Below are 21585 nucleotides of genomic sequence, written 5' to 3'. Positions count from 1 at the left end.
CCTCAGTCTCAGGCTGAGGCTCCTGGTGCACACTCCGCCCAACCATGCGATTCGACCTCACCGACCTGCGGCTCTTCATCCACGTCGTCGAGGCCGGCAGCCTCACCGCCGGCGCCGGGCGCTCGCACATGACGCTGGCCTCCGCCAGCCAGCGGGTGCGCGGCATGGAAGACGCCCTCGGCAGCCCCCTGCTCACGCGCCACGCACAGGGCGTGAAGCCCACCGAGGCCGGCCGCACGCTGCTGCACCATGCGCGCGTCGTGCTCCAGCAGATGGAGCGCCTGCGCGGCGAACTCGGCGAATACGGCCAGGGCCTCAAGGGCCACGTGCGCTTCATGTGCGGCACCTCGGCGCTGACCGAGCACCTGCCCGAGGTGCTGAGCCGCTTCCTCGCCGAGCATCCACGCATCTCGGTCGACCTGGAAGAACGCCCCAGCCCCGACACGGTGGAAGCCTTGCGCGCCGGCCTGTGCGACATCGGCATCGTCTCCGACGCCATCGACAGCGAGGGCCTCGAATGCCATCCCTTCCGCCGCGACGACCTCGTGCTCGTGATGCCGCGCGGCCACGCACTGGCCACCCGGCGCCGACTGAAGCTGGCCGAGGTGGTCGACAGCGAATTCGTCGGCCTGCCCGCCGACAGCGCGCTGCAGCAGCTGATCACCCAGCACGTGCGCGCCTTGGGCAGGCACCTGGCCTACCGCGTGCGCGTGCGCAACTTCGAGGCGGTCTGCCGGATGGTCGAGTACGGCATCGGCGTCGGCATCGTTCCGCAGACTGCCGCCGAGCGCTGCGCCCGCTCGATGAAGATCGCGCGCGCCTCGCTCGCCGACGCGTGGGCCGAGCGCACGCTGATGGCCTGCGTGCGCTCGTCGGAAGACCTGCCGCTCAACGCGCGGCGCATGCTCGATTACCTGGTCGCGCCGCCTCCCGACGAGGTCAGGAAGCTGCAGTGACCGGCCGCCCCAGCCGCGCCCGCGCCGCCACGAAGGCGTCGAAGGCTTCGCTGCTGGTCTTTCGTGGCAAGTAGCCGAAGCGCTCCTTCAGCGCGGTGTTGAGCAGCACCGGCCGGTAGCGCAGGAAGTCGAGCTGCTCCGGCCCGTAGCGGCTCACCCCCAGCGCCGAGCCCACCGCCAGCGCGGTTTTCAGCACGCCGGCCGGCCAGTCGACCGCGCTCTTGCCGAGGCGCGAAGCGATCTCGTGGATGCCCAGCGCGCCGTCGCCCGCGAGGTTGTAGCAACCGGGCGGCGCACCGCCGAGCGCATGCGCGATGGCGCCGGTCACGTCCTCGTCCCAGATGAAGACGAAGGGGCTCGCGCTGCCGCGTATCGCGATGAGCCGCTTCTTCTCGAACAGCGCCGTGATCTGGTTGTCCACCCGCTCGCCGAGGATGGTGCCGATGCGCAGCACCGTCTGCGCCAGCGACGGATGCCGCTGGCGGTAGTCGGCGAGCATCTCCTCCACCTGCCGCTTGTGGTCGGCGTACGCGAACACCGCGTTGCCGCGCAGCGGCTGCAACTCGGTGATCCACGCCGGGTTGTCCGCGTGGTAGCCGTACGCCGCACCACTGGACGACACCACGATGTGCCGCACACCGTTCGCCACGCTGGCGTCGAGCACATTGCGTGTGCCGCCCACGTCCACCGAATGCTCGAAGGCGCGGTTCGAATCCTTGCCGGGCGTGACGATGGAAGCGAGGTGCACCACCGTGTCGATGGCGTGGTCGGCGATGGTCTCGGCGATGCGCGAATCGCGTACGTCCAGCTGCCGGTAGGTGACGCCCATGAGCTGCCGGTCCGGCGGCACTTCGCGCACGTCGACCGCGACCAGCGCCTCCAGCGTGCCCTGCTGCGCCAGGGTGGCGAGCAGGCTGCGCCCCAGGAAGCCGTCGGCCCCGGTCACCAGCACGCGACGCGCCACGATGCCTTCGCCGCCGCTCATGGCTTCGCGGGCTTGCGCCCCCACCAGCTCGCCAGCGCGAGGCCCGCGATGATGTCCCAGAAGCCCCATACGCCCGCCACCACGGCCATGCCGCCGAGCCCGCCGAAGAAGCTGAAGATCAGCACCAGCCCGAGCCCCGAGTTGCGGATGCCCACCTCGATGGACACCGCGCGCCGGTCGTAGTCGCCCAACCCCGAAAGCCGCGCGCAGAGGTATCCCGTTCCGAAGGCCAGCGCGTCGTGGATCACCACCGCCAGCAGCACCAGCCCCACGTAGTCGAGGAAGAAGCGCCAGTTGCCCGCGATGGCGCCGATGATGAACACGATCAGCGCGATAAAACTCAGCACGCCCACCGGCTTCTTGATGCGCGCCGTGAGCGCCGGCAGCCTGTGCGCGCAGGCCACGCCCAGCACGAAGGGAATGCCGATGATCGCCACGATGTGCCCCAGCATGTCCAGCGGATCGAGCGCGATGGTCTTCAACAGCGCCGAGGCCGTCGGATGCAGGCCGCCCCAGAAGGCGAAGTTCAGCGGCATCACCACGATGGAGATCGCGTTCGAGATCGCCGTCATCGACACCGACAGCGCCACGTTGCCGCCCGCGCGGTGCGTGAGGATCTGCGAAATGTTCCCCGGCGGGCAGCAGGCCACCAGGATCATGCCCAGCGCGATGCTCGGACCCGGCTTGAGGATCAGCGTGAGCACGTAGGTCACCGCCGGCAGCACGATGAACTGCGCGCCGATGCCCACGGCCATCGCACCGGGCATGCGCGCCACGCGCCTGAAGTCCTCGATGCGCGTGTCCAGCGCGATGCCGAACATCAAAAAGCCCAGCACCACGTTGAGCAGCACCAGCGAGGCCGGATTGAAATGCAGGCGTATCTCGTCGACAGGCAGCATGCGGAGGGCCTCCTTCGTTTTTCTTCAGGTGGGATCGGCCAGCGCCGCGGCGGCGTTGCGCACGGCCGCGCGATAGGTGTCCTTGTGCACGTAGTACGCCATGCGCTCCAGCTGCAGGTACTTGAAGCCGCCCGACAGGTCGGGCGCCGGCCCCTGCGCAGCGGCCCGCAAGGCGGCTGCCTTCGGCGAACCGCTCGCCTGCGCGCGGAAGTAGCGCGCCACCAGCTCGGCCTGCTCGTAGCGGCCCTGCCAGCCGATGCCGCTGGCCTCGATCATCCCGAGCACCGCGATGTTCTCGAAGCGCGGCGAGAAGATGTTCAGGTACAGCCGCGGCGCCATGCCCTGCCAGTTGAGTAGTTCGCGGTCGATGAAGGGATAGTGCAGCGCGTAGCCGGTGGCAGCGAGGATCAGGTCGTAGTCGCGCGCGCCGCCGTCCTTGAAGTGCACCGTATGCCCGTCGAGCCGAGCGATGTCGCCGCGCACGCCGATGTCGCCGTGGCCCACGTGGTGCAGCACCAGCGAGTTCACGATGGGGTGCGACTCGTACATCCGGTAGTCGGGCTTCGGGAAGCCGAAGCGCACCGGATCGCCGGTGAACCACTTGAGCACCGTCGAGTCGATGCGCTGCTTGAGCCATGGCGGCAGCGGGCGCTTGCCGCCCAGCGTGTCGGCCGGCTTGCCGAAGACGTACTTGGGCACGAAGTAGTAGCCGCGCCGCACAGAGATGTCGACGCTCCTCGCGTAGTGCACGGCATCGACCGCGATGTCGCAGCCCGAGTTGCCCGCGCCGACGATCAGCACGCGCTTGTCCTTGAAGAGCTCCGGGTGCTTGTAGTCGCTGGTGTGCAGCAGCTCGCCGTCGAAGTGGCCGTCGAAGCTGGGCCGCTTGGGCTCGGCGAGCGTGCCGTTGGCGATGATCACGCCCCTGTACTCGGCCGTCTCGATGGTGCCTTCGGCATCCTCGGCGGTCACGAGCCAGCGCGTGCCGGGCGAATCGCTCACCGGCTCGACGCGCAGCACGCGCGTGTTGAAGCGGAAGTGCTCGCGCAGCCCGAAGCGGTCGGCGAAGTCGCTGAAGTAGCGGCGCAGTTCGCGGTGGCTCGGGTAGTCGGCCACCGTGTCGGCCATCGGGAACTCGCTGAACTCGGTGGTGCGCTTGCTCGAGATCAGGTGCGCGGAGTGATAGACCGTGGAGCGCGGGTTGGAGATGTCCCACAGCCCGCCCACGTCGCCATGCGCCTCGAAGCCCTGGAACGGCACGCCGTGCTTCTGCAGGTTGCGTGCGCCGGCAAGGCCGGAGGGGCCGGCGCCGATCAGCGCGATCTGTTCGTGGGTGGGTACGGCGTCGTTCGGCGTCGTCATCGGGTCGGAGGCTCCTTGGGAAGTCCGGGAATTGCAGTGGCGCCCGCCTCGCCCACGCGCGGCTTGCGCGGCTGGCCGCGCAGCAGGCGGTCGTGCAGTTTCTCCGGCAGCAGGTCGAGCGCCTTCGACAGCCAGCCGATGCGGCGCGGCAGCACGATCTTCTCGCGCCCCGCCCCCACCGCAACGAGCAGCCGGTGCGCGGCATCGTCGGCTTCGAGCAGCCCCGGCATCGCGAAGCGGTTGCCGGCGGTGAGCGCGGTGCGGATGTAGCCCGGGCTGACCGTGTGCACCGTGAGCCCCGTCTCTCGCAACTCGGCGCGCAGGCTTTCAAGGTAGCGGATCAGGCCGGCCTTGCTCGCGCAGTACGCGCCGTTGCCCGGCATGCCGCGCCAGCCGGCGATGCTGGCCATGCCGACGAGCGCGCCGCGCCGCTGCGCGCACATCGCGGCGACGAAAGGCTGGAAGGTGGTGGCCGCGCCCAGCAGGTTGATTTCGAGCATGCGGCGGAACACGGCCAGGTCGTCGGCCTGGGCGGTGTTGTAGCCGCCGGCGACGCCGGCATTGGCGATCACCAGGTCGGGCACGCCGGCCCTGGCCATCCAGTCGGCGGCCAGGGCCTGCATCTGCGGCCCGTTCGACACGTCGGGCGTGTAGACCGCGCAGCGCCCGGGTGCCAGCGCGGCCAGTGCTTCCAGTTTTCCGGCATCGAGCCCTGCCAGCGCAACCTGCGCTCCTCGTTCAATCAGCTCGCGTGCAAGCGCCTGGCCCAGGCCGCCGCAGGCGCCTGTGAGGACTACGTTGCGAAACTGCAGGGGCATCGGCTCGCGGTCTCCGGGTGGCAAAACCCGGCCACTGTAGCCGCGCATGCGTGCCGCGCCCCCCGGCATTTCCCCTTGCCCCGGCGGCTGCCGGAACGGGGCTTCAGGAATGCGTCAGGCTTCTGCGCCCTGCGGAAACTCGATCTGGATCTTCACGTCGCCCGCGCGCCCCGCCGCCGCTTCCTCGAAGGCCCGCACGCCATCGGTGAACGCGAAGGTGCGCGAGATGAAGGGCTTGACGTCGACCTGCCCCGAGGCGATCAGCGCCAGCGCGCGCGGGAAGATGTTGGCGTAGCGGAACACCGACTCGATGCGGACTTCCTTCGACTGGATCGCGACGATGTCCATCGGCACCTTGCCGCCGGGCATGCCCACCAGCACCAGGCATCCGCCGGGGCACAGCAGGTCGACGATGCCCTCGAAGGCGCGCGCGCTGCCGCTGGCCTCGAAGACCACGTTGGCGCCCCAGCCGTCGGTGAGCGACTTCACGGCCTCGGCGAGGTCGGTGCCGCGCACGTCGACGGTCGTCACCGCCGGGTTGCTGTCGAAGAGCGCCAGCTTCTCGGGCACGAGGTCCGCGAGGATCACACGCGCCGCGCCGCCCGCGAGCGCCGCCAGCGCCGTCATCGCGCCGATGGTGCCGGCGCCGACGACCACGGCCACGTCGCCCGGCTTCAGCGCCGCCTTCTTCGCGGCCTGCAGGCCGATCGACAGCGGCTCGACGATGGCGCCCTCGCCGAAGCTCACGTTGTCGGGCAGCCGGAAGGTGAAGGCCGCCGGGTGCACCACGTAGGGCGTGAGGCAGCCGTGGATGGGCGGCGTGGCCCAGAAGCGCACGGCCGGGTCGAGGTTGTAGATGCCTTCCAGCGTGGCGCGCGAATCGGCCGCCGGGATGCCGGGCTCCATGCACACGCGGTCGCCGGGCTTGAGGTTCGTGACCTCGGCGCCCACCTCGACCACCGTGCCCGAGGCTTCGTGGCCGAGGACCATCGGATCTTCCACCACGTAGGGGCCGATGCCGCCGTGCTGGTAGTAGTGCACGTCGCTGCCGCACACGCCCACGGTGTGCATGCGGATCTTCGCGTCGCGCGGTCCCACGTGAAGCGGGATGTCGAGCTCGCGCAGCTTGAGCTCGTGTGCTTTTTCCAGAACCAGTGCCTTCATGTTCTCGAGTCCTTGAATGAGTGTTGTCGGTATGGGATCAATGCAATGGGGTGTCCGCGCGCAGCAGCGAGGCACCGGACTCGATGTCGAACAGGTGCACCTGCGCCGGATCGGCCACGAAGCGCACACGCTCGCGCAGCCTGGGGCAGTCCGCCGAAGGCATGAGCGCCGCGATCTCGCCCTCGCCCTGGCCGAAGCTCACCAGCACCTCGTTGCCGAGGTACTCGATGAGTTGGACCTCCCCGGCAAAGCCTGCGTCGCGGCCGTCCTGCGCATCGGCCTGCATGTGCGCGGGCCGGATGCCCAGCGTCACGCGCTCGCGGCCCTCCAGCGCGAAACGCCGCGGGTCCACGCGCACCGTGCCCTCGCGGCCCGTCAGCTCGAAATGGCCGCCGGCATCGCGCACCTTCATCTCCACCAGATTCATCGGCGGCGTGCCGATGAAACCCGCCACGAAGGCCGAGCGCGGCCGCTCGAAGATCTCGCGCGGCGAGCCGACCTGCTCGATGCGCCCGTCTCGCAGCAGCACGATGCGGTCGGCCAGCGTCATCGCCTCGTGCTGGTCGTGGGTCACGTAGACGGTGGTGGTCTTCAGCGCCTGGTGCAGGCGGGCGATCTCGATGCGCATGTGGTTGCGCAGCTTGGCGTCGAGGTTCGACAGCGGCTCGTCGAAGAGGAACACCTTCGGCGTCTTGATCATCGCCCGCGCGATCGCCACGCGCTGCTGCTGACCGCCCGAGAGCTCGGTGGGCTTGCGCTGCAGGTAGCGCTCCAGCCCCAGCGTGTCCGACACCTCCTTGATGCGCGTGTCGATCTCGGCCTTGGGCACCTTCAGCCGCTTGAGGCCGAAGGCGATGTTGTCGCGCACGCTCATGTGCGGATAGAGCGCGTAGTTCTGGAACACCATCGCGATGCCGCGCTCCTGCGGCGGCAGGTCGTTCACCCGCTGGCCGCCGATCATGAGGTCGCCGCCGGAGATGTCTTCCAGGCCCGCGAGCATGCGCAGGATGGTCGACTTGCCGCAGCCCGAGGGGCCGAGGAACACGACGAACTCGTTGTCGGAAACGTCGAGGTCGAACTGGTGGACGACCTGCGTGTCGCCGTAGCGCTTGATGATGTTGTGACAGCTGATTGCGGACATGTCGTTCTTCAGGGAAATGGGTTGTGCGCCGTGATGCACGCCGGGGCTCATGCCGCGTCGCGCTTGCGCTTGAACGCCGCGTTGAGGAAGCCGCTGAGCACGCCGACCATGAGCAGCGGCGGCAGCGACAGCAGGATGACGGAGGCATTCAGGATGCCCCAGGGCACATCTCGCCCGAGCTGGCTCAGCTCCGAGGCCACGATGGGCAGCGTCTTCGCATCGGAGGTGGTGAGCATCAGCGCGATGAGGAACTCGTTCCACACCAGCACGAAGCCGAAGGCGATGGCGCCGATCAGCGAGCGCGCGGCGATCGGCAGCGCCACCTTGAAGAAGATCGCGTAGGGGCCGTAGCCGTCGACGCGGCCGGCCTCCTCCACTTCCTTCGGTACCGCCTTGAAGGCGGGAATGGCGAGCCAGATCACGGTGGAAAGCGTGAGCAGCGTGTAGGTGACGATGAGCGCGAAGCGCGTGTCGTACAGCTCCAGTTGCAGCCAGATCACCATCAGCGGAATGGCCACCGCCACCGGCGGCAGGAAGCGCATCGAGAGCACGAAGAACTGGATGTCGTTCGCCCAGCGCAGCGGATAGCGCGCGAGCGCGTAGGCCGCAGGCAGCCCGAGCACCGCGCCCGCGATCACCGCCGCGCCCACCACCACGACGGAGTTGAGCAGCCCTTGCGCCACCGCCTCGCGGCTCAGCACGTAGATGTAGTTCTCCAGCGTGGGCGAGAAGAAGAACCTGGGCACGGCCGAGACGATGTCGACCCGGTTCTTGAACGAGTTGAGAAAGGTCCACAGCACCGGCACCAGCGCCGAGAGCCCGGCCAGGACCAGCACCAGCCGCGCGAGCAGCGTGCCGAGGGACAGCTTCTTCGTTTTCCTGTTGGGGGATGCGCTCATTTCGGCCGCGTCCATTTCCAGATGTAGGTGAAGGCCACGGTCGAGGCGATCATCATCAGCACCGCCATGCCCGAGGCGTACGAGATGCGGCCCGACTCGATGAAGCCCTGCGAGAAGGCGTACATGTCCAGCGTCTCGGTCGAGATGCCGGGGCCGCCGCGGGTCATCACGTAGATCAGGTCGAAGGCGCGCAGCGACTCCACCATCTTCACGAAGCACAGGCTGACCAGCGGCGCCTTGAGCATCGGCAGCGCCACGTAGGCGTACACCTCCCAGGTCTTCGCGTGGTCCATGCGCGCGGCCTCGAAGGGCTGCGGCGGCAGGGTTTCGAGCAGCTTCAGCACGATGACCGCGAAGAACAGGCCCCACTGCCACACGTCGACGAAGGCCACGGTCAGCAGCGCGGTCACCGGGCTGGCGAGCAGGTCCAGCGGTTCTCCGGTGACGGCCTTGTAAGGCCAGGTCAGCAGGCCGAACAGCGGGTGGAAGGCGAACTTCCACACGAAGGCTGCCGACACGCGCGGCAGCAGCACGGGCACGATGAACAGCATCGACAGCACGTTGCGCCAGCGCGCGGTGGTGCACTGGAACATCAGCACGCCCAGCAGCACCGCGAGGCCCATGGTGGCACTGACGGTCAGCACCTCCCACACCAGCGACACGCGCACCGAATTGAGGAAGCGCCGGTCGGAAAAGAGCTGGACGTAGTTCGACAGCCAGACCCAGGCCGTGTCGGCCTGGCCCAGTTCGCGGTCCTGCAGCGAGATGCCGATCGCGAAAAGGGTGGGCACCAGCGCCAGCACTGCAAGCACCAGCAGGCCGGGCCCGATGAAGACGAGCGGCAGCCGGGTTGCCGTCGCCGTCTTCTTTTTCTTCTCCCTGAGCGTCATTACTTCTTGCGCCGCGCGACCAGTTGCTTCGCGTAGGCGTCGAGCTCGTCGAGCCCGGCCTTGATGTCGGTGCGCGAGCCGGTGATCAGCTCTTCGAGGATGATCCCCCAGCGGTCGCCGAGGTCGGGCCAGGCCGGGTCCTGCCAGAAGTTCACGGCCGTGACCTTGCCGGTGTCGGCCAGCGCCTTGCCGAGGTCGGCGCCGTAGCGCTTGGCGAACTCGGGGCTAGCCAGCACGCTGGTGCGGTTGAGTTCGCCGAACTGGCCTTCGGCGAGGCGGCGCTGCTCCTGCTTCTTCGAGGTGGCCCAGGCGACGAAGAGGCCGGCGCACTTCTTGGCCTCCTCGGTCTTGTTGGCCTTGGCGCCGATGGCCAGGCCGTGGCCGTAGCCGCCGCCGGTCAGCGGCGTGGGCGGCGGCAGGTAGGCGACCTTGCCGATCACGGTCGACATCTTCGGGTCGAGCGCGTTGCCGGCCAGCGGAGTCGACTCGATCAGCATCGCCACCTTGCCTGCGAGGAAGGCGCCGGTGGATTCGTCCCAGCCGCCGGTCTTGGTGCCGGGCGCGGAGTACTTGAAGAGATCGAGATAGGTCTGCGTGGCCTTCACGGCCGCGGGCGAGTCGAACACGGGCTTGTCGCCGTCGAACCACTGGCCGCCGTAGCCGCGGAAGAAAGGCATCCACCGCCACACATTGGCGCCGGAGCCGCGCTGGCCGCGCAGCGCCACGCCGTAGACGCCGTTGGCCGGATCGTTGAGCTTCTTCGCGGCCTCGGCGAATTCCTCCAGCGTGGTCGGGGGCTTGATGCCGGCCTTCTCCAGCAGGTCCTTGCGGTAGACCAGCAGGTCGCCGCCGCCGGTGAGCGGCGCGAACCAGACCTGGCCGTCGAAGGTCGCGACCTTCTGGCGGCCGGGGTCGAAGTCGGCGTAGTCGTAGTCGGCGGGGTAGTACTTCGCCAGCGGCACGATCCACTTCGACTGGGCGAACAGCGGCACATTGGCCTCGTCGACGTAGTACACGTTGTACTTGCCCACGGTCGAGGCGTCTGCGCGGGTCTTGGTGCGGCGGTCGTTCTCGTTGAGGTTGTCGATGCTGAACGAGGCGCCGCTCAGGGCCTTGAACTCGTCCTTGTACTTTTCGAGCAGGGTCAGCCCGTCGCGGGGCTGGGACAGGACGCGCAGGTCCTCCTTGCAGACCTGCTGGGCCTGGGCCGTGCCGCCCCATGCGGCCAGCGCCGCCAGCAGCATCGCGCAGCCCTTGAGCCGGTGCCGGTTTTCTTGAACAGCCATCGTTTTGTCTCCTTTGAACCTGTCGCGAATTGCCGGCGGATCGCGGCGGAAACAGGTGGAACGAAGCGTAGGCAGCGGCGGCGCGGCGCCGCGTACACGCGAGCCGGGGCACTGGTATTTTCATGACCAGCCTGCTTGGGGTTTTGCCGGAGTCGAGGGCTTTCGACCCCACCTGGTTGTATTTCAAAACTTCATCGATAGAATCGATTTCAGTTTTTATTTGAAACCAAATAGGGCAATCATGAGCACCACGCCGCCATGCCAGGCCACCTTCGCGCGCCCATGCGACACGCCGTTGATATCGGGCGCACTGGCGCTCCTCTTCGCCATTGCCTGCGGTCTGGCGGTGGCCAACGTCTACTACGCGCAGCCGCTGCTGGACACGCTGGCGCACACCTTCGGCATCCGGCCCGCCACTGTCGGCGTCGTCATCACCATCACGCAGATCGGCTACGGGCTGGGGCTGCTGCTGGTGGTTCCGCTGGGCGACCTCGTCGACCGCCGCCGGCTGATCGTCGGGCAGTCGCTGCTGTCGGTGGCCGCGCTGCTGGCCGTGGCGCTGGCGCCCAGCGCGTCGGTGCTGCTGCCGGCGATGGCCGCCGTGGGCGTGCTGGCCGTGGTGACGCAGGTGCTGGTCGCCTACGCCGCGAACATGGCCGCGCCGGGTGAGCGCGGCCGCGTGGTGGGTACCGTCACCAGCGGCATCATCATCGGCATCCTGCTGGCGCGGGCGGTCTCGGGCACGCTGTCGGATCTCTTCGGCTGGCGCTCGGTGTACCTGGCCTCGGCGGCGGCCACGCTGGTGGTCGCCGGGCTGCTGTGGATGGTGCTGCCCGCGCGCACGCGGCCCGCGCCGGGCATCTCGTACCCCCGGCTGATCCGCTCGGTGTTCGCGCTCTTCGCGCAGGAGCCGGTGCTGCGCATTCGCGCCGTGCTCGCGATGCTGATCTTCATGTCCGTCACCATGCTGCTGACGCCGATGGTGCTGCCGCTCACGGCACCGCCCTTCTCGTTCTCGCACACTCAGGTGGGCCTGTTCGGGCTGGCGGGCGCGGCCGGGGCGCTAGGTGCCGCGCGAGCGGGCCGCCAGTCGGACCGAGGCCGCGCGCAGCGCACCACCTGCATCGGCCTGAGCGCGATGCTGCTTTCGTGGGGGCTCATCGCGATGCTGCCGTGGTCCATCTGGGCGATGGTGATCGGCGTGATCGTCATCGACTTCGGCCTGCAGTCGGTGCACGTGGCCAACCAGAGCCTGATCTACCGCGTGCGCCCCGAGGCGCAGAGCCGGCTGACGGCCGGGTACATGATCTTCTACTCCATCGGCTCCGCCACCGGATCGATGGCTTCGACGATGGTGTACGCCCATGCGGGCTGGAACGGCGTCTGCCTGGCCGGAGCCCTCGTCAGCGGCGCGGCGCTGCTGTTCTGGGCGCTGACCCGGCACCTGACGCCGCGAGACACGGCCGCCTGAGTTCAGTCCGTGGTGGTCAGCGGCGTGTTCTGCGCGGTGCGCAGCCCGAAGCGGTCCTGCGCCTGCTGCCGGTAGACCGAGGGCGTCATGCCCTTGAGCTGCAGGAAGCGGCGGTTGAAGTTCGCAAGGTTCGCGAAGCCCACCTCGTAGCAGATGTCGCTCACCAGCCTGTCCGACTTCTGCAGCATCTCGCAGGCCTTGGCCACGCGCAGCCGCGTGACGAAGTCGGTGAAGGTGGCGCCCATGTGCCTGTGGAACCAGCGCGAGAAGCTGCTCTCGGCCATGTTGGCCACGGCGCACACGGCCGGCAGAGAGAGTTCCTCCGTCAGGTGCCGGTCGAGGTGGTCGAGCACGCGGCGCATGCGCGTGTTGACGCTCGGATCCTCGGCCACCGGCTCCGCAGTGCTGGAAATCTGCCGCCAGTCGGGCCAGCGGGCCAGCTCGTGCAGCAGTCCGATGAAGGCCGACAGCCGCGCCATGCCCTCCTGCCCCTGCACGCGCTGGAAGCGCTCGCGCACGAGATCGCCGATGCCGAAGAACTCGATGCCCAGCTTCGCCCGGTCGAGCATCGGCAGCACCGCCTTCAGCTCGGGGAACAGGTCCGTGCCCTTGCGCAGCGGCTCGTCGCGGAAGTGGATGACCATGCTGCGCTCGGCGATGCCCTCGGGCGGCACGTCGTGCGAGATCCAGGTGTGGGGCAGCCGGGCGCCCACCAGCGCCACGTAGCCAGGCTCGAAGCGCCCGATGTGGTCGCCGACGAAGGCATCGCCGCTGCTGCGGTTGATGCACTGCAGCTCGTATTCGTCGTGGTAGTGCCAGCAGTCGAATGGCCAGGGCACGCCGTGCTGCAGGCAGCGCACCGAACTGCCGCCCGCCGGCTCGAAGCCGAGCCTCGGGTCGCGCATCAGTTCGTGCTCGAGTTCGGGTTTTCGCGCTGCGTTGTGCCTCATGGTTCGACTAGCCTTCGCGCGCAGGCCGGCGGCGCAGCCTTCAGGCGCCGGCGACCTTCATGCGGTTCACCAGGACCGACCCCGTGGTCTTGGCGCCGAAAGTGTAGGCATCGGCCCCGATGGCTTCAATACCCAGCAGCATGTCCTTCAGGTTGCCGGCGATCGTGATCTCCTGCACCGGGAAGGCGATCCTGCCCTTCTCCACCCAGAAGCCGCTGGCGCCGCGCGAGTAGTCGCCGGTCACGTAGTTCACGCCCTGCCCCATCAGCTCGATCACGAAGAGGCCGGTGCCCAGCTTGGCGAGCATGGCGTCGAGGTCGTCGGTGTGCTTCGTCAGGCGCGAGCTCAGCGTCAGGTTGTGCGAGCCGCCGGCGTTGCCGGTGGTCTTCATGCCCAGCTTGCGCGCCGAGTAGGTCGAGAGGAAGTAGCCCTCGAGGCGGCCGGCATCGACCACCTTGCGCGCCCGGGTGGTCACACCTTCGTCGTCGAAGGGGGCGCTGCCCTTGCCGCGCAACAGGTGCGGGTCTTCGGCCACGTCGACGTGCGCGGGCAGCACAGGCTTGCCCAGCGAGTCGAGCAGGAATGTGCTCTTGCGATACAGCGATCCGCCGCTCACGGCCTGCACCAGCGAGCCCAACAGGCCCACGGCCAGCGGCGACTCGAAGAGCACCGGGCATTCGACGGTCTTGATCTTGCGCGACTTCAGGCGGCTCAGCGCGCGTTCGGCGGCGTAGCGGCCTACGGCCTGCGGGCTGGCCAGTTCGTCGGCCGAGCGCATGGAGCTGTACCAGGCGTCGCGCTGCATGTCGTCGCCCTTGCCGGCGATGGGCGCCACCGAGATGGAGTGCCGCGAGCTGGCGTAGCCGCCGCGAAAGCCATGCGTGTGGGCGCTGAAGAAGTGGCTCTGCTGGGCCGAGACGCCCGCGCCCTCGCTGTTGGTGATGCGCTTGTCGGTCGACAGGGCGGCCTCTTCGCATTCGAGGGCCAGCCTGGCGGCCTGCTCGCTGGTCACGTCCCAGGGGTGGAACAGGTCGAGTTCGGGATATTCCTTGGCGATGTCCGCCTCGTCCGGCAGGCCGCTCACGGGGTCTTCGGCGGTGAAGCGGGCGATGTCGTAGGCCGCCTGCACCGTCTGGGCGATGGCCGCCTCGGAGAAATCGGAGGTGCTGGCGTTGCCGCGGCGGTGGCCCACGTAGACCGTGACGCCCAGCGACTTGTCGCGGTTGCGCTCGACGTTCTCCAGCTCGCCCTTGCGCACCGAGACGCTCAGGCCGCAGCCCTCGGAGGCCTCGGCCCCGGCGTCGGTGGCACCCAGCCGCTTGGCGTGCGCCAGGGCGGTGTCGACCAGGTTTTCGAAGAAGGAGCGGCTGTAGGCGAAGCCGGAATCGGCGCGCGAGGAGGATGTCGTCATGTGGTGGCTATGATACTTGCGCCCCCCATTTCCCGTTTTCAGCAGCTTCCCACCGCGCATTGCACGCGTTGCAACGCCTCGCGGCGCGGCCCAGAATCCATCCCATGTCCCGCAAACCCAAAAAAGGCTATTACGTCCGCGGCCATTTCGTGGCCGAAGGCAGCGAGCTCGACCTCGAACTCAAGCGCGAGCTCAAGGGCTCCGACGACGCCAGCCGCACCGACCTGAAGCGCGAAAGCGAAGAGCTGCAGAAGCTGGGCGCCGAGCTGCTCACCCTGCGCGCCGGCCTGTTCGACGCGCTCCAGCTCGACGAGAAGCTGGTCGAGGCCATCGCCGAAGCCAAGCGGATCACCAATTTCGAGGGCAAGCGCCGCCAGATGCAGTACGTCGGCAAGCTCATGCGCAAGCTGGAGCCCGAGGTGCTGGAGGCCGTGAAGCGGGCCCTGGCAGAGCAGAACACCGTGCCGGCCGCCGAAGTCGCCGCCCTGCACGAGGCCGAGCGCTGGCGCGACAGGTTGATCGCCGACGACGACGCCCTCGGCGGCTGGATCGAAACCCACCCCGCCACCGACGCCCAGCAGCTTCGTGCCCTGGTGCGCCAGGCCCGCAAGGACATGAAGGCCGGCCCCGCCGGCGAGGCGCCTCGCCAGGGCAAGGCCTATCGCGAGGTGTTCCAGGTGGTGCGCGCCCAGCTGGCCGTGCACGGCGGCGCCGACCATGCCGCCGCCGCCGCCGCGCAGGACCGGGAAGAAGACGCATGAGCGAAGCTGCATTCGAGCCGGTGCGCATCGGCATCGTCTCCGTCAGCGACCGCGCCTCCAGCGGCACCTACGAGGACAAGGGCCTGCCCTCGCTGAAGGAATGGCTGGGCCGGGCGCTGAAGAACCCCATCGAGTTCGAACCCCGGCTGATTCCCGACGAGGCGGACCGCATCAGCGCCACGCTGATCGAGCTGGTCGACGCCGGCTGCTCCCTGGTGCTGACCACCGGTGGCACCGGCCCCGCCCTGCGCGACGTGACGCCCGAGGCCACGCTGGCCGTGGCGCACAAGGAAATGCCGGGCTTCGGCGAGCAGATGCGCCAGATCAGCCTGCGCTTCGTGCCCACCGCGATCCTCTCGCGTCAGGTGGCGGTGATCCGTGACAAGAGCCTGATCATCAACCTGCCCGGCCAGCCCAAGTCGATCGCGGAAACGCTCGAAGGGCTGAAGGACACCGAGGGCGTGCAGGTGGTGCCGGGCATCTTCGCGGCCGTGCCCTATTGCATCGACCTGATCGGCGGGCCGTACCTGGAAACCGACGACTCCGTCTGCAAGGCCTTCCGGCCCAAGTCGGCCATCCGCGCCCGCTGAGCTTTCCGCAGCGGTTTGCCCGCGCCCTCAGCGGGCCGCCTGGACGCTCTTCGCCTCGATGTCCTTCAGGCAGGCGTTGATGGCCGAGTTCGACGTGAGTTCGTAGCACCGTACGGCCGCAGCACGCATCGCCTTGTGCTGCTCCTGGCGCTCCTGCGCGCTGTCGATCTGGTAGCCCATGAGCCATTTCATGGCGAACGCGAGCACGACGCCGAAACCGATCGCGAAGCCGACCACGGTGGATCGCCAGGTGCTGCGCGGCGCGGCGGATGCTGCGGCAGGCGCGGCAACGGCGCCCGGGTCGAAAACCATCGGTACACGGGCCGACGATCCTCCATGGATCGCGCGACGCTGCGGCGCGCGAGCCTCGGCCTTTCTGGTCGATGCGGAAGAAGAGTTGGGGTGGCGGCTCATCGATCTGCGTATCCTGGATCGGGCAGATTGTCCGATATCCGCGGCCCCGCCGCCCCGGGGTTCAGGGCCCAGCCGGGCCGAAGCCGTGGCTGGCCGCCGCCAGTTCGCAAGGCACCCGTTCGGCCTGCACGGTCGAATGGTGGATGTCGAAGCGCTCGGCCAGCATCGCGCGCAGCCGCTGCGTGAGCGGCGCCAGGTCGCCCACCTCCGGCGTGCACACCACGTGCACGCTCAGGCTCACCTTGCCGCTGGACAGCGCCCACACGTGCAGGTCGTGCAGGCTCGCGACGCCCTCGCTGCCCAGCAGCGCGCTCTCGACCGCGGGCAGGTCCACCTCGTCGGGCACGCCTTCGAGCAGCACGTTGAGACTCTCGCGCAGCAGGCGCCAGGTGCGCGGCAGCACCCAGAGGCCGATCGCCACGGCGATCACCGAGTCGACCCAGCCCCAGCCCGTGTAGCGAATGACGATGGCGCCGACGATCACGCCGATGGAGCCCAGCATGTCGGCCCACACCTCCAGGTACGCGCCCTTCACGTTGAGGCTCCGGTCCTTGCCGGAGGCCAGCAGCCGCATGCCGATGAGGTTGACCACCAGCCCGCCGGCGGCCACCAGCAGCATCGTGGTCGACTGGATTTCGGCCGGCGCCGAGATGCGCCGGTACGCCTCGTACAGCACGTAGATCGCCACGAAGAACAGCAGCACCGCGTTGAGCACCGCCGCCAGGATCTCGAAGCGGTAGTAGCCGAAGGTGCGCCGCCGGTCGGCCGGCCGCTTGCCGATCCAGATGGCGGCCAGCGAGATCGCCAGCGCCACCGTGTCGGTGAACATGTGCGCGGCATCGGACAGCAGCGCGAGGCTGCCCGACACCAGCCCGCCCACCACCTCGGCGACGAGGTAGGCCGAGGTCAGCAGCAGCGCCCAGCGCAGTGCTTTCTCGTTGCCGCCGGTGGCGTGCGCATGCTCATGTGCCATGGGAACCTCGCAGTGAAGGGTCCGAAGGATCGGGCGGCGCGCCGATCGCCTGTTGCTGCGCCTTCTCCTCTTCCTCGTCGCGCCGGTGGGCGATGCGGTAGAGCAGCGGCAGCACCAGCAGCGTCAGCGCGGTCGACGACAGGATACCGCCGATCACCACCGTGGCCAGCGGCCGCTGCACCTCGGCGCCGGTGCCTGTGGCGATGGCCATCGGCACGAAGCCCAGCGAGGCGACCAGCGCCGTCATCAGCACCGGCCGCAGCCGAGTGAGCGCGCCTTCGCGGATGGCGGCGTCCAGCGGCAGGCCGCTCTCGCGCAGGTTGCGGATGAAGGAGATCATCACCAGCCCGTTGAGCACCGCCACGCCCGACAGCGCGATGAAGCCCACCGCCGCCGAGATCGACAGCGGAATGCCGCGCATCCACAGCGCCACGATGCCGCCCGTGAGCGCGAACGGGATGCCGGTGAACACCAGCAGGCCGTCCTTGATGTTGCCGAACATCGCGAACAGCAGCGTGAACACCAGGAGCAGCGACACCGGCACCACGATCTGCAGCCGCTGCGTGGCCGAGGCGAGGTTCTCGTACTGGCCGCCCCACACGGTCCAGTAGCCGGTGGGGATCTTCACCTTGCCCATCGCCTCCTCGGCCTCGGCCACGAAGGAGCCGAGGTCGCGCCCGCGCACGTTGGCGCTGACCACGATGCGGCGCTTGCCGTCCTCGCGGCTCACCTGGTTGGGGCCGGGCGCGATATCCAGCGTGGCCACCTCGCCCAGCGGAATGAAGCTGGTGCGCAGGCCCTCGGCGCCCGCGCCCTTGGGCAGGGCCACGGGCAGGCGCTTGATGGCCTCAAGGTCGGTGCGCAGCTCCTCGGGCAGGCGCACGATGATGTCGAAGCGCCTATCGCCGTCGAACAGCGTGCCCGCCTCGCGCCCGCCGATGGCGGCGGAGATCGCGTCCTGCACATCGCCCACGTTGAGGCCGTAGCGCGCGGTCTTGCTGCGGTCGATGTTCACCGTGAGCATCGGCAGGCCGGTGGTCTGCTCCACCTTCACCTCGGCTGCGCCGGCGATGCCGTTGAGCACGCCGGCAACCTCTGCCGCGGTCTTGTTCAGCACGTCCATGTCGTCGCCGAAGATCTTCACCGCCACGTCGCTGCGCACGCCCGAGATCAGCTCGTTGAAGCGAAGCTGGATGGGCTGCGAGAACTCGTAGTTGTTGCCCGGCAGCTTCTCCACTTCTTCCTGCACCGCCGCGAGCACCTCGGCGCGCGAGCGCTTCGGCGTGGGCCACTCGCTCTCGGGCTTGAGCATGATGTAGCCGTCGGAGATGTTCGGCGGCATCGGGTCGGACGCGATCTCGGCCGTGCCGGTGCGCGCGAACACGCGCTCGATCTCCGGAAACTTCGTCTTCAGCGTGCGCTCGAGCTGCTTCTGCATCTCGACCGACTGCGTGAGGCTGGTGCCCGGAATTCGCAGCGCCTGGATGGCGAAGTCGCCCTCGCTCAGGCTGGGCACGAACTCCGTGCCCAGGCGCGTGGCCAGCAGGCCCGACAGCACCACGGCAACGGCGGCGAAGGTGATGACCAGCGGCTTGGCCGCCATCACGCGCGCCAGCAGCGGCTCGTATGCGCGCTTGGCCCACAGCATCAGGCGGTTTTCCTTCTCGCTGACCTTGTTGCCGATGAAGAGCGCCACTGCCGCGGGAATGAAGGTGATCGACAAAACCATCGCGCCCAGCAGCGCGATCACCACGGTGAAGGCCATCGGGTGGAACAGCTTGCCCTCGACGCCGGTGAGCGCAAAGATCGGCAGGTACACGATCATGATGATCAGCTGGCCGAACAGCAGCGCGCGCCGCGCCTCCTGCGAGGCCGCGAACACCTCGTGGAAGCGCTCGCTGCGCGTGAGCGGCCTGCCCTTGTGGGCCTGCGCGTGGGCCAGCCTTCGCACGCAGTTCTCCACGATCACCACCGCTCCGTCGATGATGATGCCGAAGTCCAGTGCGCCCAGGCTCATGAGGTTGGCGCTGACCTTCTGGTTCACCATGCCGGTGAAGGTGAAGAGCATCGACAGCGGAATCACCAGCGCGGTGATGACGGCCGCACGGATGTTGCCCAGGAACAGGAACAGGATCGCGATGACCAGCACCGCGCCCTCGAACAGGTTCTTCTTCACCGTGGCGATGGCCTTGTCGACCAGCACCGTGCGGTCGTACACCGTCACAGCCTTCACGCCGGCGGGCAGCGTGCGGTTGATTTCCTGCATCTTTTTATCGACCGCCTGCGACACGGTGCGGCTGTTCTCGCCGATCAGCATGAACACCGTGCCCAGCACCACCTCGCGGCCGTTGTCGGTGGCAGCACCCGTGCGCAGTTCGCGGCCGATGCCGACCTCGGCCACGTCCTGCACGCGCAGCGGAATGCCGTTGGCGTTGCCCAGAATGACATTGCCGATGTCCTCGGCCGACTTCACCTGCCCCGGTGCGCGAATGAGGTATTGCTCGCCGCGCTTCTCGATGTAGCCCGCGCCCACGTTGGCGTTGTTGCGCTCCAGCGCGAGCACGATGTCGCCCATGGTCAGGCCGTGGGCCAGCAGCTTGGCCGGGTCGGGTGCGATCTGGAACTCCTTGGCGAAGCCGCCGATGGAGTTGATCTCGGTCACGCCCGGCACGTTGCGCAGTTGCGGCTTGATGATCCAGTCCTGTATCTCGCGCAGGTCGGTGGGCGAATACGGCTTGCCGTCGGCCTTCTTCGCGCCCTCCTCCGCCTCGACGGTCCAGAGATAGATCTCGCCCAGGCCGGTGGAAATCGGCCCTATCACCGGCGAGATGCCGCGCGGCATGCTCTCGCGCGCGGACTGTATGCGCTCGTTGACGAGCTGGCGCGCGAAGTAGATGTCGGTGCCGTCCTTGAAGATCACCGTGACCTGCGAGAGGCCGTAGCGCGATAGCGAGCGCGTCTGCTGCAGGCCCGGCAGGCCGGCCATGACGGTCTCTATCGGGTAGGTCACGCGCTGCTCGGTCTCCAGCGGCGAGTAGCCGGGCGCGGCGGTGTTGATCTGCACCTGCACGTTGGTGATGTCGGGCACGGCGTCGATGGGCAGCTTCTGGTAGCTGAAGATACCCAGCGCCGCCATGCCGAACACGGCGAGCAGCACCAGCCAGCGCTGCTCGATGGAGAAGCGGATGATTCGTTCGAACATGCGGGCTTCCTCAGTGGGTGTGCGTGGCTGAGCTCTTGCCCTGCTGCGACTTCACGACGAAGCTGCCGCTGGCCGCATACGCCGCACCGGGCTTCAGCCCGCCGACGATCTCGACGCGCTTGCCGTCGCTGCGGCCTGTCTGCACGTGCTGCGGCAGGAAGCCGCCGGGCACGCGCAGGAACACGGTGGGCTTGTCTTCCACCGTCTGCACCGCGTCGGCCGCGACCGTCACGGGCGCCTCCGTCTCGGAGGCCACCAGCTCGACATTCACGAAGAGGCCCGGGCGCCAGATGCGGTCGGGGTTGGTCAGCGTGACGCGCGCCGTGGCGGTGCGCGTCTGCGCGCCGATCAGCGAGCCCACGTACGAGACCTTGCCGGTCGCGGTCTGGTCGAAGGCGCTGGAGCGGATCTTCACCTGCTCGCCGACGCGCACCAGGTTCAGGTTGCTGGCGGCCACGCTGATCTCGGCCCACACGGTCGACAGGTCGGAGATGGTGAAGACGTTGACCGCCTCGCCCACCGATTCGCCGAGCGAGATGTGCTTCTCGACCACCATGCCGTCGAAGGGCGCGCGCAGCTCGTAGCGGCCCAGCGCCGACGAGCCGGGCGTGGCGCCCAGCGCCAGCAGCTTCTGGTTGGCGTTGGCGACCGCGATGCGCGCCTCCTGCATGGCCTGCTCGGCCTGCAGGTAGTCCTGCTGCGGCGAGATCTTCTCCTCCCACAGCTTCTTCTCGCGCTCGTAGGTGGTGCGGGCCAGCTCCAGCCGGCGCTGCGCCGACTGCAGCTCGCTGCGCTGTTCCGAGAGCCCCGGGCTCGACAGCACCGCGAGCACCTCGCCGCGCTTGACCTCCTGGCCCAGATTGGCCGGCACGCTGTCGACCACGCCCGCCACGCGCGGCACCACGTGCGCCGTGCGGTCTTCGTTGAACTTGATCTCGCCGGGCAGCTGCAGCGACAGCTTGATGCGCGCGGGGCCGGCGCTCTCGATGGCGATGTCGGCGGCCTTGATCTGCTCGTCGGTGAAGGCGATCTTTTCCTCGTCTTCCTTGTGGGCGGCGGACTTCTCTTCGCCTCTGGTTTCGCCGGAGGCTGCCTTGGCCTCGCCCTTGCCTTCCTCGGCGTGATGCTCCTTGTCGCCGTGGCCCTTGGCCTCGCCGTGGTTGTGGTCATGGTCTTCGCCCGCCTTGGCCTCCTTGTGGCCCTCTTCCTTGTGGCCGCCCTCCTCGTGGTGCTCGCCGTCGCCATGGCCGGCGGCTTCCGAATGGCCGGCCGCCTCGGGCTTGGCTGGCGCGCTGCGCAATATCAGCGCCCCGGCGCCCGCGCCCAGCACGAGCACCGCCGCGATGGCGATCAGCTGCTTCTTGCCGACACGCTCGGCGAAAGTCTTGCGTTCTTCTGTGGTCATGATCTTTG

The 21585-nt window shown here is 68.6% G+C and carries 19 protein-coding genes; 4 read left to right on the top strand and 15 right to left on the bottom strand.

Translation table 11 applies throughout. The annotated features are described in order from the left end of the window. Positions 1–44: 44 nt before the first annotated feature. Positions 45–956 (top strand): LysR family transcriptional regulator, encoded by a 912-nt coding sequence (locus EJP67_RS00255; RefSeq protein WP_126018232.1) that lies wholly within the window; start codon positions 45–47, stop codon positions 954–956. On the opposite strand, the gene EJP67_RS00250 is transcribed toward EJP67_RS00255, so the two are convergent. From EJP67_RS00250 to EJP67_RS00210, 9 genes are all read right to left on the bottom strand, one after another. Continuing rightward, a complete protein-coding gene (locus EJP67_RS00250; protein ID WP_126018230.1) occupies positions 940–1941 on the bottom strand; it encodes an SDR family oxidoreductase in 1002 nt (333 codons plus the stop codon). The two genes, EJP67_RS00255 and EJP67_RS00250, sit on opposite strands and share 17 nt — an antisense overlap. Further along, positions 1938–2840, bottom strand: coding sequence for a bile acid:sodium symporter family protein (locus EJP67_RS00245; RefSeq protein WP_126018228.1), 903 nt, complete (start codon positions 2838–2840; stop codon positions 1938–1940). The genes EJP67_RS00250 and EJP67_RS00245 overlap by 4 nt, the downstream gene beginning before the upstream one ends. Before the next feature lie 24 nt (positions 2841–2864). Then, on the bottom strand, positions 2865–4202 hold the full coding sequence (locus EJP67_RS00240) for a flavin-containing monooxygenase (protein ID WP_126018226.1): 1338 nt from the start codon (positions 4200–4202) through the stop codon (positions 2865–2867). Continuing rightward, positions 4199–5020 carry an SDR family oxidoreductase gene (locus EJP67_RS00235; RefSeq protein WP_126018224.1) on the bottom strand — a complete coding sequence of 274 codons (822 nt, stop codon included), beginning with the start codon at positions 5018–5020 and terminating at the stop codon, positions 4199–4201. Before EJP67_RS00235 ends, EJP67_RS00240 begins: the two co-directional genes overlap by 4 nt. 114 nt (positions 5021–5134) lie before the next feature. After that, entirely contained in the window at positions 5135–6184 is a 1050-nt protein-coding gene (locus EJP67_RS00230; RefSeq protein ID WP_126018222.1) for an NAD(P)-dependent alcohol dehydrogenase, read from the bottom strand. A gap of 37 nt (positions 6185–6221) precedes the next feature. After that, positions 6222–7325: an ABC transporter ATP-binding protein gene (locus tag EJP67_RS00225; protein ID WP_126018220.1), complete on the bottom strand. Its 1104-nt coding sequence runs from the start codon at positions 7323–7325 to the stop codon at positions 6222–6224. A gap of 47 nt (positions 7326–7372) precedes the next feature. Then, positions 7373–8224 carry a carbohydrate ABC transporter permease gene (locus tag EJP67_RS00220; RefSeq protein WP_240650451.1) on the bottom strand — a complete coding sequence of 284 codons (852 nt, stop codon included), beginning with the start codon at positions 8222–8224 and terminating at the stop codon, positions 7373–7375. After that, positions 8221–9114 carry a carbohydrate ABC transporter permease gene (locus EJP67_RS00215; RefSeq protein WP_126018218.1) on the bottom strand — a complete coding sequence of 298 codons (894 nt, stop codon included), beginning with the start codon at positions 9112–9114 and terminating at the stop codon, positions 8221–8223. Before EJP67_RS00215 ends, EJP67_RS00220 begins: the two co-directional genes overlap by 4 nt. Then, complete coding sequence (locus tag EJP67_RS00210; protein ID WP_206169450.1) at positions 9114–10358, bottom strand: ABC transporter substrate-binding protein; 1245 nt, start codon at positions 10356–10358, stop codon at positions 9114–9116. Before EJP67_RS00210 ends, EJP67_RS00215 begins: the two co-directional genes overlap by 1 nt. A gap of 283 nt (positions 10359–10641) precedes the next feature. On the opposite strand from EJP67_RS00210, the gene EJP67_RS00205 reads away from it, so the two are divergent. Continuing rightward, positions 10642–11871 carry an MFS transporter gene (locus tag EJP67_RS00205; protein WP_206169430.1) on the top strand — a complete coding sequence of 410 codons (1230 nt, stop codon included), beginning with the start codon at positions 10642–10644 and terminating at the stop codon, positions 11869–11871. Between the two features lie 2 nt (positions 11872–11873). Here the strand turns inward: EJP67_RS00205 and EJP67_RS00200 are convergent, their stop codons facing one another. Next, complete coding sequence (locus EJP67_RS00200) at positions 11874–12821, bottom strand: helix-turn-helix domain-containing protein (protein ID WP_126018213.1); 948 nt, start codon at positions 12819–12821, stop codon at positions 11874–11876. A gap of 40 nt (positions 12822–12861) precedes the next feature. Continuing rightward, complete coding sequence (gene pmbA, locus EJP67_RS00195; protein WP_126018211.1) at positions 12862–14232, bottom strand: metalloprotease PmbA; 1371 nt, start codon at positions 14230–14232, stop codon at positions 12862–12864. Between the two features lie 104 nt (positions 14233–14336). Here pmbA and yjgA point away from each other — a divergent pair, with 104 nt between their 5' ends. Both yjgA and mog read left to right on the top strand, forming a co-directional pair. Then, a complete protein-coding gene (gene yjgA / locus EJP67_RS00190) occupies positions 14337–14993 on the top strand; it encodes a ribosome biogenesis factor YjgA (RefSeq protein WP_126018209.1) in 657 nt (218 codons plus the stop codon). 20 nt (positions 14994–15013) lie between these two features. Beyond that, a complete protein-coding gene (gene mog, locus EJP67_RS00185) occupies positions 15014–15583 on the top strand; it encodes a molybdopterin adenylyltransferase (RefSeq protein WP_418125856.1) in 570 nt (189 codons plus the stop codon). 27 nt (positions 15584–15610) lie between these two features. Here the strand turns inward: mog and EJP67_RS00180 are convergent, their stop codons facing one another. The 4 genes from EJP67_RS00180 to EJP67_RS00165 form a co-directional block, all read right to left on the bottom strand. After that, on the bottom strand, positions 15611–15895 hold the full coding sequence (locus EJP67_RS00180) for a hypothetical protein (RefSeq protein WP_206169429.1): 285 nt from the start codon (positions 15893–15895) through the stop codon (positions 15611–15613). 163 nt (positions 15896–16058) lie between these two features. Further along, entirely contained in the window at positions 16059–16970 is a 912-nt protein-coding gene (locus EJP67_RS00175; protein WP_126018203.1) for a cation diffusion facilitator family transporter, read from the bottom strand. Next, positions 16960–20172, bottom strand: a complete 3213-nt coding sequence (locus tag EJP67_RS00170; RefSeq protein ID WP_126018200.1) for a CusA/CzcA family heavy metal efflux RND transporter — start codon at positions 20170–20172, stop codon at positions 16960–16962. Before EJP67_RS00170 ends, EJP67_RS00175 begins: the two co-directional genes overlap by 11 nt. Positions 20173–20182: 10 nt before the next feature. Next, positions 20183–21577, bottom strand: a complete 1395-nt coding sequence (locus tag EJP67_RS00165; RefSeq protein WP_165909524.1) for an efflux RND transporter periplasmic adaptor subunit — start codon at positions 21575–21577, stop codon at positions 20183–20185. Positions 21578–21585 lie beyond the last annotated feature (8 nt).

Source organism: Variovorax guangxiensis, assembly GCF_003952165.1.
In the GTDB taxonomy this organism is placed as follows: Bacteria; Pseudomonadota; Gammaproteobacteria; order Burkholderiales; family Burkholderiaceae_C; genus Variovorax; species Variovorax guangxiensis.
The sequence above is the reverse complement of the archived record's forward strand: the minus strand, read 5'-3'. Positions and strand labels throughout refer to the sequence as shown.

Excerpts from the sequence above, each read along its gene's own strand:
- EJP67_RS00255 (WP_126018232.1), top strand. The coding sequence starts at position 45 with ATGCGATTCGACCTCACCGACCTGCGGCTCTTCATCCACGTCGTCGAG.
- EJP67_RS00250 (WP_126018230.1), bottom strand. The coding sequence starts at position 1,941 with ATGAGCGGCGGCGAAGGCATCGTGGCGCGTCGCGTGCTGGTGACCGGG.
- EJP67_RS00245 (WP_126018228.1), bottom strand. The coding sequence starts at position 2,840 with ATGCTGCCTGTCGACGAGATACGCCTGCATTTCAATCCGGCCTCGCTG.
- EJP67_RS00240 (WP_126018226.1), bottom strand. The coding sequence starts at position 4,202 with ATGACGACGCCGAACGACGCCGTACCCACCCACGAACAGATCGCGCTG.
- EJP67_RS00235 (WP_126018224.1), bottom strand. The coding sequence starts at position 5,020 with ATGCCCCTGCAGTTTCGCAACGTAGTCCTCACAGGCGCCTGCGGCGGC.
- EJP67_RS00230 (WP_126018222.1), bottom strand. The coding sequence starts at position 6,184 with ATGAAGGCACTGGTTCTGGAAAAAGCACACGAGCTCAAGCTGCGCGAG.
- EJP67_RS00225 (WP_126018220.1), bottom strand. The coding sequence starts at position 7,325 with ATGTCCGCAATCAGCTGTCACAACATCATCAAGCGCTACGGCGACACG.
- EJP67_RS00220 (WP_240650451.1), bottom strand. The coding sequence starts at position 8,224 with ATGAGCGCATCCCCCAACAGGAAAACGAAGAAGCTGTCCCTCGGCACG.
- EJP67_RS00215 (WP_126018218.1), bottom strand. The coding sequence starts at position 9,114 with ATGACGCTCAGGGAGAAGAAAAAGAAGACGGCGACGGCAACCCGGCTG.
- EJP67_RS00210 (WP_206169450.1), bottom strand. The coding sequence starts at position 10,358 with ATGCTGCTGGCGGCGCTGGCCGCATGGGGCGGCACGGCCCAGGCCCAG.
- EJP67_RS00205 (WP_206169430.1), top strand. The coding sequence starts at position 10,642 with ATGAGCACCACGCCGCCATGCCAGGCCACCTTCGCGCGCCCATGCGAC.
- EJP67_RS00200 (WP_126018213.1), bottom strand. The coding sequence starts at position 12,821 with ATGAGGCACAACGCAGCGCGAAAACCCGAACTCGAGCACGAACTGATG.
- pmbA (WP_126018211.1), bottom strand. The coding sequence starts at position 14,232 with ATGACGACATCCTCCTCGCGCGCCGATTCCGGCTTCGCCTACAGCCGC.
- yjgA (WP_126018209.1), top strand. The coding sequence starts at position 14,337 with ATGTCCCGCAAACCCAAAAAAGGCTATTACGTCCGCGGCCATTTCGTG.
- EJP67_RS00180 (WP_206169429.1), bottom strand. The coding sequence starts at position 15,895 with ATGGTTTTCGACCCGGGCGCCGTTGCCGCGCCTGCCGCAGCATCCGCC.
- EJP67_RS00175 (WP_126018203.1), bottom strand. The coding sequence starts at position 16,970 with ATGGCACATGAGCATGCGCACGCCACCGGCGGCAACGAGAAAGCACTG.
- EJP67_RS00170 (WP_126018200.1), bottom strand. The coding sequence starts at position 20,172 with ATGTTCGAACGAATCATCCGCTTCTCCATCGAGCAGCGCTGGCTGGTG.
- EJP67_RS00165 (WP_165909524.1), bottom strand. The coding sequence starts at position 21,577 with ATGACCACAGAAGAACGCAAGACTTTCGCCGAGCGTGTCGGCAAGAAG.